General features: G+C 69.6%; 9 protein-coding genes. 2 read left to right on the top strand and 7 right to left on the bottom strand.

What is annotated here, in order from left to right:
• Positions 1–438, bottom strand: a complete 438-nt coding sequence (locus ACE3RX_RS04670; protein WP_374480821.1) for a hypothetical protein — start codon at positions 436–438, stop codon at positions 1–3.
• Positions 439–667: 229 nt separating this feature from the next.
• Between ACE3RX_RS04670 and ACE3RX_RS04665 the strand changes: the two genes are divergently transcribed.
• Together ACE3RX_RS04665 and ACE3RX_RS04660 are read left to right on the top strand one after the other, a co-directional pair.
• Positions 668–4,252, top strand: a complete 3,585-nt coding sequence (locus tag ACE3RX_RS04665) for a PAS domain S-box protein (RefSeq protein WP_374480819.1) — start codon at positions 668–670, stop codon at positions 4,250–4,252.
• Positions 4,253–4,297: 45 nt separating this feature from the next.
• The gene (locus ACE3RX_RS04660; RefSeq protein WP_374480817.1) at positions 4,298–6,493 is read left to right on the top strand and encodes an ATP-binding protein; all 2,196 of its coding nucleotides are present in this window, start codon (positions 4,298–4,300) and stop codon (positions 6,491–6,493) included.
• 190 nt (positions 6,494–6,683) lie between these two features.
• Here the strand turns inward: ACE3RX_RS04660 and recD are convergent, their stop codons facing one another.
• From recD to ACE3RX_RS04630, 6 genes are all read right to left on the bottom strand, one after another.
• A complete protein-coding gene (recD, locus tag ACE3RX_RS04655; protein ID WP_374480815.1) occupies positions 6,684–8,741 on the bottom strand; it encodes an exodeoxyribonuclease V subunit alpha in 2,058 nt (685 codons plus the stop codon).
• Positions 8,738–12,394, bottom strand: a complete 3,657-nt coding sequence (gene recB / locus ACE3RX_RS04650) for an exodeoxyribonuclease V subunit beta (RefSeq protein WP_374480813.1) — start codon at positions 12,392–12,394, stop codon at positions 8,738–8,740. The genes recD and recB overlap by 4 nt, the downstream gene beginning before the upstream one ends.
• Positions 12,391–15,918 carry an exodeoxyribonuclease V subunit gamma gene (recC, locus tag ACE3RX_RS04645; protein WP_374480811.1) on the bottom strand — a complete coding sequence of 1,176 codons (3,528 nt, stop codon included), beginning with the start codon at positions 15,916–15,918 and terminating at the stop codon, positions 12,391–12,393. The genes recB and recC overlap by 4 nt, the downstream gene beginning before the upstream one ends.
• 190 nt (positions 15,919–16,108) lie before the next feature.
• A complete protein-coding gene (locus ACE3RX_RS04640) occupies positions 16,109–17,386 on the bottom strand; it encodes an NAD(P)/FAD-dependent oxidoreductase (RefSeq protein WP_374480809.1) in 1,278 nt (425 codons plus the stop codon).
• 10 nt (positions 17,387–17,396) lie between these two features.
• Positions 17,397–17,714, bottom strand: a complete 318-nt coding sequence (locus ACE3RX_RS04635; RefSeq protein ID WP_374480807.1) for a cytochrome c — start codon at positions 17,712–17,714, stop codon at positions 17,397–17,399.
• Between the two features lie 94 nt (positions 17,715–17,808).
• Entirely contained in the window at positions 17,809–18,822 is a 1,014-nt protein-coding gene (locus ACE3RX_RS04630; RefSeq protein WP_374480805.1) for a LysR family transcriptional regulator, read from the bottom strand.
• Positions 18,823–18,939: the final 117 nt, after the last annotated feature.

Here is an 18,939-nt window from a genome sequence, read left to right as displayed (position 1 = left end):
TCAGACCTCCTCGGACGTCCAGGTTTGCAGGCGGCGGCTGTCGAAATGCCACACCACGAAATCCCCCCGGTGCGGCCCGTCCTCGATGAAAACCCCGACTGCCACGTCCAGCGGCTCACGGAAATAGGCGCTGCCGGAGTCCTTCTCCGAGTCGAAAATCGGCGGGTCGATCACCTCGACGACGATCGCCGGCTTGCCGTAAGCGGGCCAGCGGCGGTTCTTCAGGCCCGGCTTCCACAGCACCACGTCGCCCGGCTGGAAGGCCTGGCGACGCTTGAGGCCCTGAAAACGCTCGCGCAGCGCAGCGGCCAGATCGTCGAGGGGGGAGTCGAGGGGCTCGTCGTCGAAGAGCAGGCTTTCCTCACCGGCGCTCTCGTCGATGCCGAGCTTGGCGAGCAGTTCGCGGGACGACAGGGCATTGTTGCGTTTGGCGCTCATCGTGTTCTCCTTGGAAGGGTCGATGGGCGTATTTGACCAGCCTGATGCGTCAACCCATGTCGTACAAGAACCCCGTCGGAGGCGTCCCGGCACAGCCCTTCCAGCCCCTCGACGGGCACCAGCAGATGCCCGTCCCGCCGATGGCCAATCTGGGGAAAAGCGCCAATATCCTCACACCCGGCAGGGACTAAAGCGGGTCAATCGGCGGCAAAGATCCGATACTCAGGCCATGCCTGCCCTCCTCCTGTCGCCCCCGTCGCGGATGTCGCCAGCGGACCGTTTTTGCGCCTGCATCCTGGGTCTGCTTGTCCTGTGCCTGCTGCTCCACTGCCCGCCCAGCGCGGCGGACGGAGGGCGCACGCGCTTCCAGCTCGGCACGGATTTGCCCTACGGGGTCTTCGTCGATGCGGACGGTGGCAAGACCATCGAGGACATCGCCAGCCTGCCGCCTGGCGCCTTCAAGCCCGTTAAGGGTGGGCTCTCCCTCAGCTACACGCGCAGCACCGTCTGGCTGCGCTTCGAACGCCCACCCGGCGAGGAGGCCTGGTGGCTTGAGGTGCAACCGGCGGTACTCGACTCCATCCAGCTCTACGAGAAGGACGCCGGCAACTGGCGGATGCGCCAGGCCGGCGACCGCCTGTCCTACCGGGAGCGGGAGCTCGCCCACCGCCTGTTCGCCTTTCGGCTGGCCGCCAGCCCAGGTACCCAGCCCCCGGTATTCCTGCGCGTACAGACCAGCAGCTCCCTGTACCTGCTGGCCAGCCTGCGCACGCCGGAAGCCTTCATCGAGGACGCGGAGACGAGCGGCATCTACTGGGGCCTGTACTTTGGCGCGCTGCTGATCGCCCTGTTGTTCATGCTGGCGATGGTGGCCATCAAGCGCAGCCGGCCCTACCTGGCCCTGAGCACCGCACTTCTGCTCAACGGACTGCACGTGGCCAACTCCCAGGGCTTCCTTGCCAGCACCCTGTGGCGCGAACATCCCCACTGGGGTGACACCAGCATCGGCATGCTGGCGCCGCTGGCCATTGCCAGCATGCTATGGACCCTGCGCGAGTTCGTGATCCGCATCAACGCCCCGCGCTGGCTCGATCGCCTCTACCTGCTGGCCACCGCCTACTGCGCGCTGATTCCGCTGAGCCTGCTGATCGACCGCTATGGCACGCTGATCCGCTTCGCGCTGCTCCTCAACCTGGCAGCCGGCATCGTGGCGCTGGCCCTGCAACTGCTCCGCACGCAGGCGTCCCGCCACCGCTCGGACGGCGTACTGGCACTGGCCCTGCTGCTCTACCTGGCCGGCCTGCTGAGCGGCGTGCTGCCGCTGCTCGGCCTGCTGCCAGCCTCGCCGCTGCAACTGCTGCTGCGCAACGGGCTGTTCATCCTGTTCGCACTACTGGCCGGCGGCGCCCTGCTCCACGAGATCCGCCATACCTACTGGAACCTCCTCGCCGAAAAGACCCGCGCCCTGGAAACCGCCAGCCAGACCGAGAGACTGCTCGAATCCTGCGTGGCCGAACGGACCCAGGCCCTGGCCGTGGCCAACAGCAACCTGGCCGAACGGCAGGCCCTGCTGCAGCAGATCCTCGACACCTCCTTCGTGGCGATCTTCCTGGTGAACCGGGACGGACGCATCGCGCTGGCCAACCGGCGCATGGCCGAGATGTTCCAGAAACCCATGGACGACCTGGTCGGCAGCGACTACGCCGACCTGGTGCTGGCCACCGAAAAGGAGCCCGCCCGCCAGCGGGTCCAGGCCATGCTCGCCAACGAGATCCCGGTGGTGGATTTCGACCGCCAGTACCAGCGTGCCGACGGCAGCGTGTTCTGGGGGCACCTCACCTGCCGCCCGTTCGACAAGGCCGCCGATGCCGGGGTGATCGGCGTCATCGCCGACATCAGCCAGCGCAAGGACATCGAGGACCACGAACGCCTGCGCAGCCAGATCCTCGAGATGCTGGCTGGCGGCGCGGCACTGCAGCAGGTCCTGACCGTCATGGTCACCGGCGTCGAACGCCTGCACCCGGGGGTGCGCTGCAGCGTGCAGTTGCTCGACAACGAAGGCCGGCGCTTCCACAAGGGCATCGCCCCCAGCCTGCCGGACTTCTTCAACGCCTCCTGCGACGGCCTCGAGATCGGCATCGGGGTCGGCTCCTGCGGCACCTCCGCCTTCACCGGCGAACGGGTCATCGTCGACGACATCACCAACCACCCCTACTGGGCGCCCTACCTGGATCTGGCGGCGCGGGCCGAACTGGGGGCCTGCTGGTCCCAGCCGATCCGCTCCTCGACCCACCGCATCCTCGGCACGCTGGCGATCTACCACCGCACGCCCCATTCGCCGACTGGCGCCGACATCGCGCTGATCGAACAGATGGCCCGCCTGGCCAGCATCGCCATCGAGAAGAGCCAGGCCGAGGCGCGCCTGCGGGAGAGCGAGGAGCGCTACCGCCTGCTCATCGAATCCAGCGCCGAAGGCATCTGCGTCGCCCAGCACGGCTTCATCCGCTTCTGCAACCCGGCGCTCTCCCGCCAGCTCGGCTATAGCGAAAAGGAACTGCAGGCCCGCCCCTTCGGCGACTTCATCGTCACCAACGACGGCGCCGCGCCGCTGTTCCAGCTCGACGCGGACGACACCCGCAGCAGTGCATCGGACGAACGCCACACCATCCGCATCCAGACCCGCCACCGGGGCGTTCGCTGGTTCGACGTGGGACGCGCCGGCATCCACTGGAACGAGGAACCGGCCAGCCTCAACTTCTTCATCGACATCACCGAGCGCCAGGAGGCCGAGGATGCGCTGCGCGAGAGCCGCGTGTTCATGCAGGACGTGCTCGACTCCGTGCCCAACGAGATCGCCGTGCTCGACCACGCCGGCGTCATCGTGATGGTCAATGAAGCCTGGCGGCGGTTCGCCACGCTGAACAGCAACCAGCCGGGCCAGTGCGAGCCGAACACGGGCGTCGGCACCAGCTACCTGGATGTCTGCGGCAGCAGCACCGACGGCGCCGCAGACATCTCGGCCAGCGCCGCGCACACCGGCATCCGCGGCGTACTCGACGGCCACCTGCCGACCTTCAGCCTGGAATACCCTTGCCACGCACCCCATCAGGAACACTGGTTCACGATGACGGTCACCCCCCTCAGCGGCGGCCGCCGTGGTGCGGTCGTCGTCCATAGCGACATCTCCGAGCGCAAGCGCATCGAGGAACAGGTCCGCAAGTTCGCCTACTACGACAGCCTGACCCAGCTCGCCAACCGGCGCCTGCTGCACGATCGCCTGACCCTCGCCCAGGCCACCAGCAAGCGCAACAACGAATACGGCGCGCTGATCCTCCTCGACCTGGACAATTTCAAGCCCCTCAACGACGAGTATGGGCATGCCGTCGGCGACCTGCTGCTGATCGAGGTGGCACGCCGCCTGAGCCGCAGCGTGCGGGCGGTGGACACGGTGGCGCGGCTGGGTGGCGACGAGTTCGTGGTCGTTCTCGGCGGCCTCGATGCGGACCAGGATGTATCGCGGCTGGAAGCCCTGGCCATCGCCGAAAAGATCCGCGAGGCCCTGGCCCGCCCCTACCTGCTCACCCGGCCGGACGACAGCGGCTCGGCCCTGATCGAGCACCGCTGCTCGTCGAGCATCGGCGTGGCCCTGTTCCACGGCCAGGACAACAACCAGAACGAGATCCTCAAATCGGCTGACATCGCCATGTACCGGGCCAAGCTGGCCGGCCGCAACGCGGTACACCTGTACGCGCCCATCCCACTGCCCGCCGAGCACCTGACCGGCGACCACGACAAGGGCGACGCTGGCCGCTGAGGCCCCGCGCTATATCCCCCGCGGACATTGCGGTATCGTCGGGGCATGCGCGACGACACGCCCTCCGACGACCCGACAGGCCTGGACCTTCCCCGGCTGCGAACCCTGCTGGACCGCCTCAACGAGACCCTCGGCCCACCGGCCGACGGCCTGGCGCCCCTGCTCGATCAGCAAACCCTGGCGGAACTATCCCGCCTGACCCGCGCACTGGAAGCCCGGGCTGCCGAACCCGCGTTGAACCAGCAAGCCTACCGGGCGATCATCGACTCCTCCGACGACGCGATCATCGGCAAGGCGCTGGACGGCACCATCACCAGCTGGAACACCGGCGCCGAACGGATCTTCGGCTATGGCGCGGCGGAAGCGCTCGGCCAGTCGATCCGGATCATCATCCCACCCGAGCGACACGGGGAGGAAAGCACGATCCTGGCACGCATCGCCGCCGGCGAACGAGTGGACCACTTCGAGACCGTGCGCTGCCACAAGGACGGCCACCTGATCGACGTGTCCGCCACCGTCTCGCCAATCCTCGACGAGAACGGGCAGGTTTGCGGCGCCTCCAAGATCGCCCGCGACATCACCGCCCGCAAACGCACCGACGCGGAACTCGCCAAGTACCGCCAGCACCTGGAGGCGATGGTCGAGGAGCGCACCGCCGCCCTGTCGGTCGCCAAGGAGGCCGCCGAGGCCGCCAACCGGGCCAAGAGCAGCTTCCTCGCCAACATGAGCCACGAACTGCGCACACCGCTCAACGCGATCATCGGCCTCTCAGAGCTGGCCCTGCGCGGCGCCCACGAACCGCGCCTGCGCGACCAGCTGGTCAAGATCGACCGCGCCTCCCAGCACCTGCTGGGCGTCATCAACGATGTGCTGGACATCTCCAGGATCGAGGCCGACCGGCTGGTCCTCGAGCAGACCCACTTCCGCCTCGGTGAAGTACTCGAGAACTTCAGCAGCCTGGTCGCCCACCGGGCCGCCGAGAAAGGCCTCCTGCTGCGCGTCATCCTCGCCCCCGAGATCGCCCGCCTGGCCCTGCACGGCGACCCGCTGCGCCTCAGCCAGATCCTCATCAACTTCGCCGGCAACGCGATCAAGTTCACCGAGCACGGCGGCATCACCGTGCGCGTCCATCTCGCCGAAGAGGGTGAACGGGACGTCGCCCTGCGCTTCGAAGTCCAGGACACGGGCATCGGCATCGCCGCCGCCGACCGGGACCGCCTGTTCAACGCCTTCGAGCAGGCCGACGCTTCGATGACCCGCAAGTACGGCGGCAGCGGCCTCGGGCTGGCGATCAGCAAGCGGCTGGTGGAACTGATGGGCGGCCAGGTCGGTGTGGACAGCGAGGAAGGCCGCGGCAGCACCTTCTGGTTCGTGCTGCGCATCGGCAAGGGCCAGGAAAGCGCACTGCCGCGCGCGCGGCATGCCAGCGAAGCGGCCGAGCAGCGCCTGCGCCAGCACTGCCGCGGCATGCACGTGCTGCTCGTCGAGGACGAGCCGATCAACCAGGAGGTCTCGCGGGAACTGCTTCAGCTCGCCGGGCTACGGGTCAGCGTGGCGGCCAACGGCGCCGAGGCGGTGGAGGCCGCCCTGCGCGGCCGCTACGACCTGATCCTGATGGACATGCAGATGCCGGTGCTGGATGGCCCCAGCGCCACCCGGGAGATCCTGGCCCGCCTCGGCGAACAGGCCCCGCCCATCGTCGCAATGACCGCCAACGCGATGGCCAGCGACCGCCAGTGCTGCCTGGACGCCGGCATGCGCGACCACATCACCAAGCCGATCAATTCCCGGCTGCTGTTCGCCAAGCTGCTCCAGTGGCTGTTGCCGGCGGCGGAGGCGGACAGCGGGGAGAACGGCAACGAGGCCACCGAGAGCCCCGCCACCGACATCGGCCTGCACGACATCGACGGCCTCGATCCCGACGCCGCGCTCTACCAACTGGGCGGCAACAGCGAACTCTACCTGCGGGTGCTGGCCCAGTTCGCCGCCGATCACGCCAGCAGCCCGCAACGCATCGCCAACGCGCTGGCCGCCGGCGACCGCAACGGCGCCCAGCGCCGCGCCCACTCGCTGAAAGGCGTTGCCTCCCAGGCCGGCGCCGGGCGGCTGCGCAGCCTCGCCGAACGTGTCGAGCACGACATCCGCGACCACGCCCCCGGGCTCGATGCCAGCCTGGTCGAACTGGGCGATCACCTGAGCCAACTGATCACCGCCCTCCAGCACCACCTGCCGCCAAGCTGACAGCCGATGCCTTCCGTGGGGGCGAATTCATTCGACCTGCGGTTCGTCGATATCCCGTCCCCCAAGGTCGAATGAATTCGACCCTACGGGGGTAGATCCAAGCCCCACAAGACCATCCCTACTACAAACCCGTCCCCCACAACCTCATCCCACCTCGAAGCCGACACGCCCCCGACGGCGTGCCGGCCGGTCACGCCATCCCGTCCAGCAGCCCCGACACCCGCAGCACCCGCCGCGCCACCGCCTGTTCCAGCACCTGGGAGCCTGACGCGTCGGCCAGGGTGAACCAGCGCTTGGCGCGGGTGATGCCGGTATAGACCAGCTCGCGGGTCAGGATCGGGTTGAGCCCGTCGGGCAGCACCAACGCCGCGTGGGTGAACTCCGAGCCCTGGGACTTGTGAACCGTCAGCGCATACACCGTCTCGACGGCCTGCAGGCGGCTCGGCAGCACCCACTTGACGCCCTGGCTGCCGTCGCCGCTCGGGAAGGCCACCCGCAGCTGGGTGCCACCGCCTGCCAGCGGCAGTTCCAGCGTGATGCCGATGTCGCCGTTCATCAGGCCGAGGCCGTAGTCATTGCGCGTCACCAGCACCGGCCGGCCGCCATACCAGCCCTCCCGGGCCGGGATCAGCCCGGCCTCGTGCAGCCAGCCGGCGATGCGCTGGTTGAGCCCCTCCACGCCCCACCGACCGCGACGCAGCGCGCACAGCAGCTGGAACTGGCCGTGGGCGACAAGCACCTGAAGCGCCCAGGCATCCAGCGCCGCCTGTGACGCACCGGCAGCGGGACGCCGTTCCACCACCTGGCGCAGGAAATGCCGGTAGCCACGGGGCTGCTCGCCATCCGCCGCGGGCGGCGCGCCGTTGTCGCCATCCACCACCAGCCGGCGCAGCGCAGCCTCGCCGTCGTCGCCGAGCCCGATCCGCGCCAGATCGGCATAGCCGTGGGCAAACACCTCGCCGACGCGCTTCACCGCGCCGTCGTTCACCGCCGCCGCCAGCTGGCCGATGCCGCTGTCGCCGCTGAAGCGGTGGCTGTGGCGCAGCATCGCGACGGCCTGGTCCAGCGGCGTGCCGGCGGCGTCGATCAGCTCGTCCGCCACCTTCTCGCCGGTGGCCGCCTCCAGCCAGGCGCGGCTGTCCGGCGTGTAATGCCCCTCACGGGCACGCCGGCACAGCTCGCCGAGCACCGCGCCGGCCTCCACCGACGCGAGCTGGTCCTTGTCGCCGAGCAGCACCAGCCGCGCCGACGGCGGCAACGCGGCGAGCAGCGCGGCCATCATCTCCAGGTCCACCATCGACGCCTCGTCCACCACCAGCACGTCGAGGGGCAGCGGATTGCCGGCGTGGTGGCGGAAATGGCGGGTGTCCGGCCGGCTGCCGAGCAGGCGGTGCAAGGTCGTCACTGCCACCGGGATCGCCGCCCGCACCTGCTCGCCGGCCGGCAGTCCGTCCAGCTTGAGCTTGGCCACCGCGCCGGCGATGGATTCGTTGAGGCGCGCCGCAGCCTTGCCGGTCGGTGCCGCCAGGCGGATGCGCAGCGGGCGCTCCGGCCGCTCGGCCAGCGCCAGCGCCTGCAGCACCGCGAGCAAGCGCACCACCGTGGTCGTCTTGCCGGTGCCGGGGCCGCCGGTGACGATCGCGAAGGCGCTGCGCGCTGCCAATGCGCAAGCCAGCTTCTGCCAGTCCGGCCCGGCCACGCCCGGCGACGGCGGGAACAGCGCATCCAGCGCCGCCCGCAGGGCATCCAGCGGCAGCGCATCCTGGCGTTCTGCCAGGTCGCCCAGGCGCCGCCGGATACCGTCCTGCACGTCCCGTTCGTACTGCCAGTAGCGACGCAGGTAGACCCGCCGGCCGACGCGCACCAGCGGCGTATTGCCCGCCTCGTCACTGATCAGCGCGGAATACGCCAGCGCCGCCTGCCAGTGCTCCAGCGTCAGGCCATCGAGCACTTCAGCCGGCACCGGCGGCAGCTCCGCGCCTTCGGCGTCGGCCGCCCCCTCAGGTGGCAGGGACAGCGCAAAGCCGGGATCACGCAGCGTGTCGCCAAGATCCAGGCAGGCGTGTCCACGGCCAAGCTGGTGGCTGGCCAGCGCGGCGGCGAGGATCAGCAGCGGCGGCGCATCCGGCGCCTCGCGCTGCAGGAAGTCGGCGAAGGCTGCGTCCAGCACCCGCAACCAGCCCTGCTCGGCCCAGCGGTCCAGCAGGGCCTTCATCGCGGCCGGGTCGTCGTAGGAATGGAAACTCATGCGGCCTCCTGGCGGCGGGCGCCGGCAAACAGCGCGTCGAGGGTTTCGATCAGCACCCGCGGCGGGCGCTCAGCGTGGATGCCCCGGCTGGCGGAGTGGCTGCCACGCAGGAACAGGTAGAGGGCGCCGCCCACGTGGCGGTCGTAGTCATAGTCCGGCAGGCGCAGCTTGAGCAGGCGGTGCAGGGCCAGCAGGTAGAGCACGTACTGCAGCTCGTAGCGCTCGGCCAGCACCGCCTCGCGCATGGCCTCCGGCGTGTAGGCGGCGTCGTTGTCACCAAGGCGGTTGGACTTGTAGTCCACCACGTAGTAACGCCCGTCGTGCTCGGCCAGCAGGTCGATGAAGCCCTTCAGCATGCCATTGAGCTGACTCCTGTCGAGAGCCGGCCGCGGCGCGCCGCCGAGGGTGTGGCGGCACACCAGGGCATCCAGCTCCGCCAGATCGACGTGGTGCACGGCGACCAGGAATTCCATCTCGGCGGCGTAGACCTGCAGGCCGGCCAGGGTCAACGGCGGCCTGTCACCGTCGGTCAGCGGCAGGTGCAGGAAACCCAGCATCCACTCGCTCAGCGGCTCGATCCAGCGCTGCCAGCCCCGCGCCGCGCAGCGCCGGGCGACGACGTCGCGCAGCAGCCCCGGCGCCGCCGAAACGCGGGCGAAGCCCTGCTTGGCAGCCCATTCGAACAACTCGTGCAGGAAGGTGCCGACCGCCGCGCCACGCGGAAAATCGTGCATCCCGCCACCTTTTGCGGCCGGCTGAGACGGCGCCTCGCTGCGGGTTTTCAAGGTTTCCCGGTGCACGTCCTCCTTCGGCGTGTCCGGCCCCTGCCGCTCGCCGGCGGTCTGCAGCGCCGAGTAGCTGGCGATCCACCACTGCTCGCGCACGGCGCGCAGCGGCTGCCGGGCGGCCCCCTCGAGGAGGGCAAGCTCGCGGGCCTGGTAGGCCCCGTCGTCGGCTTCCGGCTCTTCCTTCAGCTTGATCCCGTCGCCGGCGGCCAGCTCGGCCAACCCGCCATCCAGGCTGCCGCCGAGCAGGTAGCCGAGGGCGCTCTGGCCCAGCCCGTCCAGCGGCCCGGTGCCGACCCAGGTGGCGTAGCGGGCACGGGTCAGCGCCACGTAGAGCTTGCGCAGGTCCTCGCCGAGTCGTTCCCGGTCGGCCAGGGCCAGCTGCGCCGGGTCGTCGCCGTTCAGGGCCAGCTGCAGGTGGCCGTCGTCGTCATGCCACTTGAGGGGCAGGTCGTCCGCCTTGACGGGGCGGAAGGTACATGCAAAGGGCAGGAAGACCAGCGGATACTCCAGCCCCTTGGACTTGTGGATGGTCACCACCTGCACCAAGTCGGCATCGCTCTCGAGGCGCACCTGGCGGGTATCGCCACCGACGCTGTCCTCACGGCGCTGCTCGGCCAGGTGGCGGATCAGCGCGTGTTCGCCGTCGAGCAGCAGGCTGGCCTGCTGCAGCAGTTCGGCGAGGTGCAGCAGGTCGGTGAGGCGGCGCTCCCCGACACCGCCACCGGCCAGCAGGCGGGCCGGCACGCGGAAGTCGTTGAGCAGGCGGCGCAGCATCGGCAGCACGCCCTGGCTGCGCCAGCACTCCCGGTAGGCGCGGAACTGGTCGATACGCTTATCCCAGGCGGTCTCGTCGCGGTTGAGGCCGTCCAGCTCGGCCCAGTCGAGGCCCAGCGTCGGGGTGGCCAGCGCGGCGCGCAGCAGGCGGCCGTCGTCCGGCTCGGCGCAGGCCGACAGCCAGTGCTGCAGCTCCACTGCCTCCGGGCGCTGGAACACCGACTCCTTCTCGGACAGGTACACGCTGCGCACGCCGCGGGCCGCCAGCGCCTCACGGATCGCCGTGGCTTCGCCGCCGTTGCTGACCAGCACCGCCATGTGGGCCGGGCGCAGCGGGCGTGCCTCGCCCTTGCCGAAGAAGCCGGCCTGGCCCTGCTGGCCGAGGTTGAGCAGGCGCACCATCTCGCTGGCGCACACCGCGGCCATGTCGGCGACGTAATGCCCCTTCGAGAGCGGCTTGTCCTCCTCCCTGGGCGGCAGCCGCCACAGGGTCAGTGCCGGCAGCTCGGCCCCTTCCGCCTGCAGCACGTCCTCACGGCCATTGGCCTCGGCGGGCAGGAAAGGCACCGGGTTGCCCGCCGCGCTGCGGAACAGGAAGGCACCAGCCCCGCTGTCCCGCTCCTCGGCCAGCGCGAAGCAGCGGTTGGCGGCGGCCACCATCGCGTGGGTCGAGCGGAAGTTGCGCCGCAGCGTGTAGTGCCGGCCGGCAGTGGCCGCGCGGGCCGCCAGATAGGTGTAGATGTCGGCGCCACGGAAGGCGTAGATGGCCTGCTTGGGGTCGCCGATGAGGATCAGCCCAGTGCTCTCGTCATTGTCTGCGACCCGATAGACGGCATCGAAGATGCGGTACTGCACCGCGTCGGTATCCTGGAACTCGTCGATCAGCGCCACCGGAAACTGCGCGCGGATCACCTGAGCCAGGCGGTCGCCGTTGGCGCCGCTCAGCGCCGCATCGAGGCGGGTCAGCAGGTCGTTGAAGCCCATCTTGGCGTGGCGGGCCTGCTCGGCGGCGAAACGCTGGGCAACCCAGTCGGCGGCGTGGCGCAACACGTCGTCACGGGCATCGGGCAGCGTCACCAGCTGGTCCGGCAGCGCGAAGATGGCGGCCAGCGCCGGGTGCGCCGGCACCGGATTTCCTTTCCAGGCTTCCGCCAGACCGTCAGGGCTCAGGCGCTTCCACGCCGAATCACTGAGCGCCGGCCAGACCATGGCCGGATCGTCCCGCCACGCAGCCAGCGCAGCCAGCCAGCCGTCGCAGTAGTCCTTGCGCAGCTTGCGGCCGTCCACCTGCTTGGCGTCGCGGGCCGCGTCGAACAGATCGCGCAGCTCATCGACCCATTTCCCCCACGGCGCTTTCAGCGGACCGAGCTGACGCTGTTTTTCCGCCTCGGCGGCCGCCACCGCCGTGGCCGGCGCAAGCGCCTCGTCCAGCAGGTCGGCATGCAGCAGCAGCTTCTTCACTTCGCCCTGCAGTGCTTCGGGCGAAGCCCACCAGCCATGCACCACGGCCGCCGCATCGATATCCAGCGGATACATGAAGCTGCGCCAGTAGTCGCGCACCACCTCGGCCAGCAGCTCGTCCTGGTTGGTTTCGAGGGTCTGGGTGAACAGGCTGTCGCTGTCGAAGGCGTGCTCGCGCAGCATGCGGTTGCACCAGCCGTGGATGGTGGACACCGCCGCCTCGTCCATCCACTCGGCGGCCAGCTGCAGCTTGCGTGCGCAACCCGGCCAGGCTTCCGGCGGGTAGGCGGCACGCAGGTCGTGGAGCGGGTCTTTGCCGGGGGCGATGGCGGGCAGTCCGGCCGGATCGGCGAGGAAATAGCCGGCGGCCTCGGTCAGGCGGGCACGGATGCGGTCGCGCAGTTCCTTGGTGGCCGCGTCGGTAAAGGTGACGACGAGGATCTCGGGCGGGGTCAGCTCACGGCCGAAAGCAGCATCGTCGCCGTGCCCCAGCACCAGGCGCACGTACAGCAGCGCGATCGTGAAGGTCTTGCCGGTGCCGGCGCTGGCCTCGATGAGGCGGCTGCCACGCAGCGGAAAAGCCAGCGGGACGAGGTCCACCGGCGGGGAGGAAATCGGATTCGGACTCATGCCTTGGCTCCGTCAGCGGTTTTCTTCTTGTCGACAAAGGTGGCGAGGTACAGGGGGCGCAGCAGGCTGGTAGCCAGCCTGGCGAAGTCGCCGTCCGCCGCCAGCGCCGCGAAGCTGGGCCAGGCCCGCTGCAGGTAGGCACTGGAACCCAGCTCGCCGTCGCTCTGGTAACCGTCCCCTTCGTAGGCCGTCGTCGCGGCCTCATGCGCCTTGTCATCATCGTCGGGCGCGTACTTCAGCCACGCGAAGGCGGTCTTCACCGCCAGCGGCAGCGGACGACGCTGGCCGTCGACCCAGGCCGCCAGCAGCGCCTCCAGCTGGCGTGCCGCCTCCTTCGGGTCGAGCGGCCCCAGTTCCGCGTTGCCGGCCTTGCTGACCACCAGCGTGGTCAGCGGCCCGCCGGACAGATGGGCCGCCAGGTGGGCGACCCAGTGGCGGACCAGGTGGTGGTGCTGGTAATGCCCCTTCTTCACGACGTCGCTGCTTTCCAGCACCACCCGGCCGCGCTTGCCGGCGCCGGCGGTCCGGATGCCACGCAACCAGTCCTCCACGCGCAGGCCGGTGGCCTGGCTCACGTAACGCAGCTCCTCGTCCTCGCGCGCTTCGAGCGGCCAGCGGGCCCGGCCCTCCTCGTAACGCTGGAACATGCTCTCCATCGGCTTGGCCAGGTCAGCGGCCAGCAACTCGGCGAAGGCCGCGGCGGGCAACTCGCCGCGCCGGCGCAGCCGCTCGAGGCCCGCCTCCAGCGCCAGCTCCCGGTCCTCGCCCGCATGCACCGCGGCGGCCTGCAGGCCGATCAGCTCGTCCCAAAGGCCCCAGCGTTGCAGGCCGTCCAGCTCGAACGGCTCCTGGTCGTCACTGGCCGGGTCGTCCATGTCGAAATCTACATGCAGGCGCTGGCGGAAGAACTGCTTCACCGGATCACGCAGGAAGCCCCCCAGGTCGGCCAGGCGCAAGGGCTCGTCGCGCTGCAGCGGCGGCAGCACGCCGCCCGCTGCCGGGCGGTCGTCGGCGATGCGCCATTCGTGGGCATAGGTGAACAGCGGCCCGCGCTGCGGGTCGGCCGGGAAGTAGTCCGGGTTGAAGGGCTGCAGGCGGTGCTCGACGGTCAGCGCCGCGAGCAGCGCGTCCTTGCCATCCTGCTCCGCCCCGGCCAGCTTCCAGCCTGCCGCCAGATGGTCGCGCAGCTGGCCGACCAGCACCGACGGCGGGCGCACGGTATTGTCGTTGATGCTGCGCCCGACCCACGAGATGAGCAGGCGCTCCCGCGCCGACAGCAGGGCCTCGAGGAACAGGTAGCGGTCGTCCTCGCGGCGGGAGCGGTCGCCGGGGCGGTAGTCGCGCCCCATCAGGTCGAAGTCCATCGGTACCCGGGTGCGCGGGTAGTCGCCATCGTTCAGGCCGAGCAGGCAGACCTGGCGGAAGGGGATCGCGCGCATCGGCATCAGGGTCGCGAAGGTCACCGCGCCGACGAAGAAACGCTGGGACAGGCTGCCCTCGTCAAGCTGGGCCAGCCAGTGCTCGCCGACCACAGCCAACGGCAGCGGGTCCGTCAGGCCGGCCTGCCCGCAAGCCTGCTGCCAGGCCTCCAGCGCCGCCTCGAGCTGCTGCAGGGTGTAGGTGTCGCCACTCTCCTGCGCATCGAAGAAGTCGGCCAGCAGCTGGCGCAGGCGCAGGCACCAGTCGGACACCGTAGCCTCCGTGGCAAGCACGCGCCAGCTCGCCTCGAGGCGATCAAGGAGCTTCACCAGCGGGCCAAGCAGCGCCGCATCGAGGCCACCGATCTCGTCGTAGGGCTCGATGTCCTGCCACGCACCGCCGGTGCTGCCCACCGCGTAGCCGAGCAGCATGCGGCGCACGCCGAACAGCCAGCTGTTGTCCTCCAGCGCCACGGGCAGGTCGAGGCTCTGCCGGTGCTCGGCGTGCAGGCCCCAGCGCACGCGGGCGCCGTGGATCCAGCGGTGCAGGAGCGGCAGCTCGTCCTCGGCAATCCCGAAGCGGCGACGCAGAGCCGGCACCTCCAGCAGGTCCAGCACGTCGCTGACCGCCACCCGCGAGGTGGGCAAGCCCAGCAGCTTGTCGATGGCGTTGACCAGCGGATCATGGTGGCGCCGCCCTTGGTCGGCAATGCTGAAGGGGATGAAACGGGGATCCTTGCCATCCACCAGCCCGAACACCGCCTGGATGTGCGGCGCGTAGGCGTCGATGTCCGGCACCATCACGATCACATCGCGCGGGCGCAGCGTGGGGTCGGCATTGAAGGCGGCGAGCAGCTGGTCGTGGAGGATCTCCACCTCCCGCTGCGGGCTGTGAGCGACGTGGAAACGGATCGAGTCGTCATCCGGCGCCACCGCCGGCCAGCGGGCCTGCGTCTCGGCCAGCGGGCGCAGATCGCGGATGTCGTCCTGCAACTGGTTGAGCAGGCGCTCCTGGCCGTGGGGGGCGAACAGATCGATGCGCTGGCGGATGTCCACGAAGTGCTGCAGGTAGCCGGCACGGGCGGCGTCGCTGTCGTGCTCGTCAAGCAGACCGATGAAGTCGCGCCCCTGCTTGCCCCACGCCGCGAGCAGCGGGTGGGCATGCAGGTGCAGGTTCTCGGCGGACAACTCGGCGGGCATGCCGTTACGCCGCTGCTGGCGGTTGCGGGTGGCGCGCAGCAGGTCCTTGTCGGCGACGATGTCGGCCCAGAAGTGCTCGCAGGGGTTATGCACGCACATCAGCACCTGGGTCCACCGGGCCAGGGCGGCCAGCACTTCAAGCGACTGGCGCGGCATCGCCGAGATGCCGAAGATCATCACCCGGCGCGGCAGCCCGGCCGGCCGGCCGGCCGCCTCCGGCCAGGCCTCGACCCGGCGCAGGAAGGCCTCGTGCACCGCCGCCCGCCCCTGTCCGGCCAGCGCGCCGCCGTCGCCGCTGGCCGCCACGTCGTCGAGTAGCGCGCGCCACAGGCTGGCCTGCCAGCGCTGCTCGTCGGGCAGCGGCGGACGGTCGCCGTTGGCGCGGATCAGCACGTCCTCGCCGTCCGCCCAGGCGGCCAGCCAGTCGGCGCGGTACACCTGGTACTGGTCGAACAGGTCGGCCAGCCGCTCGGCGAGCTGGAAGCGCTTGCGCAGATCGTTGTCGGAAGCCAGAAAGCGGCGCAGCGGCGCATAGTCCGGCGCCGCCATCACCCCCGGCAACAGGCGCATCAGGCGCCACACCAGCAGCGGCTTGTCAAAGGGCGAGCTCTCCGGCACCGCATCGAAGCCCAGCACGGCCCGGTAGGCCTGCCACAGAAAGCGCGACGGCAGCGACATGTCCAGCGCCGCGGCAATGCCGCAACCGCCGCCGAACGCCCCGTCCGCATCCTCGGCCAGCGCCAGGCGCAGCCACTGGGCGATGCCGTTGCTATGCACCAGCAGGGTCTCGGTTTCCAGCGGCGCCAGCGGATAGCGGCGGCTCCACGTGACCAGCAGATCACGCAGGGCTTCGGGGTGATTGCCATGGACCAGCATCAGGCCGGTGGGCAGCGGATTGGCGCTCAAGGAAGTCTCCGGAAAATGAATTCGGCGGTTGGGGCGAATTACTCGGCTGTAGGGGCGAATTCAGTCGCCCGCAGTCGGTTGATCGAAGTCCGAGGGCGAATGAATTCGCCCCCACAGGTTGCCGTTCATGGTGCCGATTGGAACACGGGCGTACGACAGCAACTGTCGCACACCCGGAACCCCTCTCATCTCAGGCCAGCATGTCGGCCCAGATGTTGTGCGCCCAGGCCAGCGCGTAGCGGCCTTCCTGTTCGCTGGCCTCGGCAGACACGCCACCGGCGCCGGCCACCGGCAGCACGGTGCGCTGGGCCGCGTCGTACTGGTGCACCGAGCTGACGTGGATCACGTGGCTGGCATCGACGAAGCTGTAGCAGGTGTTCATCACCACCGGCGCGGGGTTGGGCGCCTCGCCGGCGAGCAGGCGAAGGATCGCCGCCGCCGCCACCTTGGCATGCTGATTGGCCATGTGGCCGGACTTGGGCATTGTCGGCGCCGGGAAGATCGCGTCGCCGAGCACATGCACGCCGGGCGTGTTCACCGACTCGAAAGTCAGCCAGTCGATGTCCACCCAGCGGCCGTTGATCAGCTTGAGGCCCGCCTGGGCCGCGATGGCGCCGGCGCGCTGCGGCGGCACCACGTTGAGCACATCGGCCTGCACGTTCTCGAAGTCCAGCACGGCCGTGCGGCTGGCCGCGTCCACCTCGCGCAGCGCGCTGTTGGGGCGGTATTCGAGGATGCCCTTGTAGCGGGCGAAGGCCTGCATGAACAGCGCCTTCTTGGAGATGATCTCGGCGTTGGCGTCGAGCACCAGCACCTTGGACTTCGGCTTGGCGCGGCGGAAGTAGTCGGCCACCACGCAGGCCCGCTCGTAGGGCCCCGGCGGGCAGCGGTACGGCGCCAGCGGGATGGTCAGCGCATACACGCCGCCGTCGGGCATGGCTTCCAGCTGCGCGCGCAGCGCGACGGTCTGGGCGCCAGCCTTCCAGGCGTGCAGGATGCGCCCGCGGGCGGCTTCGCTGTCCAGCCCCGGCACCTGGTCGAACTGGAAATCGACGCCCGGCGACAGCACCAGGCGGTCCCACGACAGCGTGCCGCCGGCGGCCAGGCGCAGCGTGCGCGCCGCCGGGTCGATGGCGGTCACTTCGTCCTTCACCACCTTCACGCCCCAGGTATCGCGCAGGCCCTCGTAGCCCAGCGTAATGTCGGCGAGAGTCTTCACGCCCCCAATCACCAGGTTGGAGATCGGGCAGGAGATGAACTGCGGATCGCGCTCCACCAGGGTCACGTCCACCGCCCCGCCGCTCCACATGCGCAGATACTTGGCGGCCGTCGCGCCGCCGTAGCCGCCACCGACCACCACCACATGGGCGCGGGGCTTGGCCGCCAGCGCACGACCGGACAGCCCCGGCATCAATAAGCTGCCACCGGCCAGGCCAGCAGTCTTCAGGAAATCGCGTCGCTTCAGCATGCCCGGCCTCCTACTTGCGGGCGGCGAAATACGCCGCGATCAGTTCGAGCTGGGCTTCGCTGTAGCCCTTGGCGATCTGCGGCATGATCGTCGCCGGCCGTGTGCCGCTACGGAACTCCCGCAGCTTCTGCATCAACTCGGGCGCCGGCACGCCGGCCAGCACGGGCATCGTCGCGTCGGGCCGGGCGTGGCCGTCGGTGCCGTGGCAGCCGGTGCAAGTGGCGGCCAGGTTGCGGGCCAGGTCGGGATCAGGGGCGGGGCTGGCATGGGCCATGGTAGCCAGGCCGAACAGCAGGCCGAGGACGGCGCAGCGCGGGGACAGCGTCATCGTTTCTCCTAGTCGAGGCGGCCGACGCAAGGGGCGATCGGCGAGCCCGCCATTGTTCTCCGCCAGGCCGCTTCGCCGCAAGCCGCGCCAGGCTTCAGCCGGCCAACACCGCGTTGTCGTCCACCAGCATGTCGCGCACCGTGTAGCTCGGCTTGCGATCCGGGTAATGACAGACACCGACTTCAACCCCGGCACTGTTACAGCCGCTCAGCAGCGGGCAGCGGGCGAACAGCTCCGCCGCCCAGTCGGCGAAGGCGCGCACCTTGGGCGACAGGTGGCGGTTCTGCGGGTAGAGCACCGACATCGGCACCGGCGACGGCTTCCACTGGGGCAGGATCTCCTTCAGCGCGCCACTCTCCAGGTGCGGCAAGGCCATGAAGCGGGCCGGCTGGATCAGCCCGAAGCTCTTGATCCCGCAGGTGATGTAAGCATCGGCGTCGTTTACCGCCATGCGCCCTTCCATGCGGATCGGCACGCTGACCCCGTCCACCAGAAAGTCCCAGTCGAAATTGCGCCCGCTGACGCTCGAAAAGTAATGCACGGCCCGGTGCCGCTGCAGTTCCTCGAGCGTCAGCGGCTCGCCGTGGCGCCCCAGGTAGGCCGGCGACCCGCAGGTGACGAAGCTCAGACTGCCGATGCGCCGCGCCACCAGCGTGGAATCCGTCAGCTCGCCGCCGCGGATCACGCAATCCACAGCCTCCTGCACCAGGTCCACCGGGCGGTCGCCCATGCCGATCACCAGTTCCACGTCGGGGTAGCGCTCGTGGAACTCCCCCAGATGGGGAATCAGGATCTGCCGCCCGATGGGGCCGGCCACGTCCACCCGCAGCCGCCCCTGGGGCCGCCGCGCGGCATCCTGAAACGCCGCTTCGGTCTCCTCCAGCTCGGCCAGGATGCGTCCGCAACGCTCGTAGTAGGCCGCCCCGTCGGCGGTCAGGCTGACGCTGCGGGTGGTTCGGTTGAGCAGCCGCGTCTTGAGGTGGTTTTCCAGCCCCTGGATGGTGTTGGTAACAGTGGCCCGCGGCAGGCCAAGGTTGTCCGCCGCGCGCGTAAAGCTGTTGGCTTCCACGACTCCCATGAAGACCTTCATGGCCTGAAATCGATCCATTTTTCCGGCTCCGTACGATGGCCTCCGCGGAAGGAAGGCATGGATCAATTATTAGCCAACTTCGAATAGTGAAGTCAACTTTTGGATATTTATCCATGACTTCACAACAACCAGAAT

Source organism: Zoogloea sp. (assembly GCF_041914405.1).
In the GTDB taxonomy this organism is placed as follows: Bacteria; Pseudomonadota; Gammaproteobacteria; order Burkholderiales; family Rhodocyclaceae; genus Zoogloea.
Note: the sequence above shows the minus strand (reverse complement) of the source record. Positions and strands in the feature narration are given on the sequence as shown.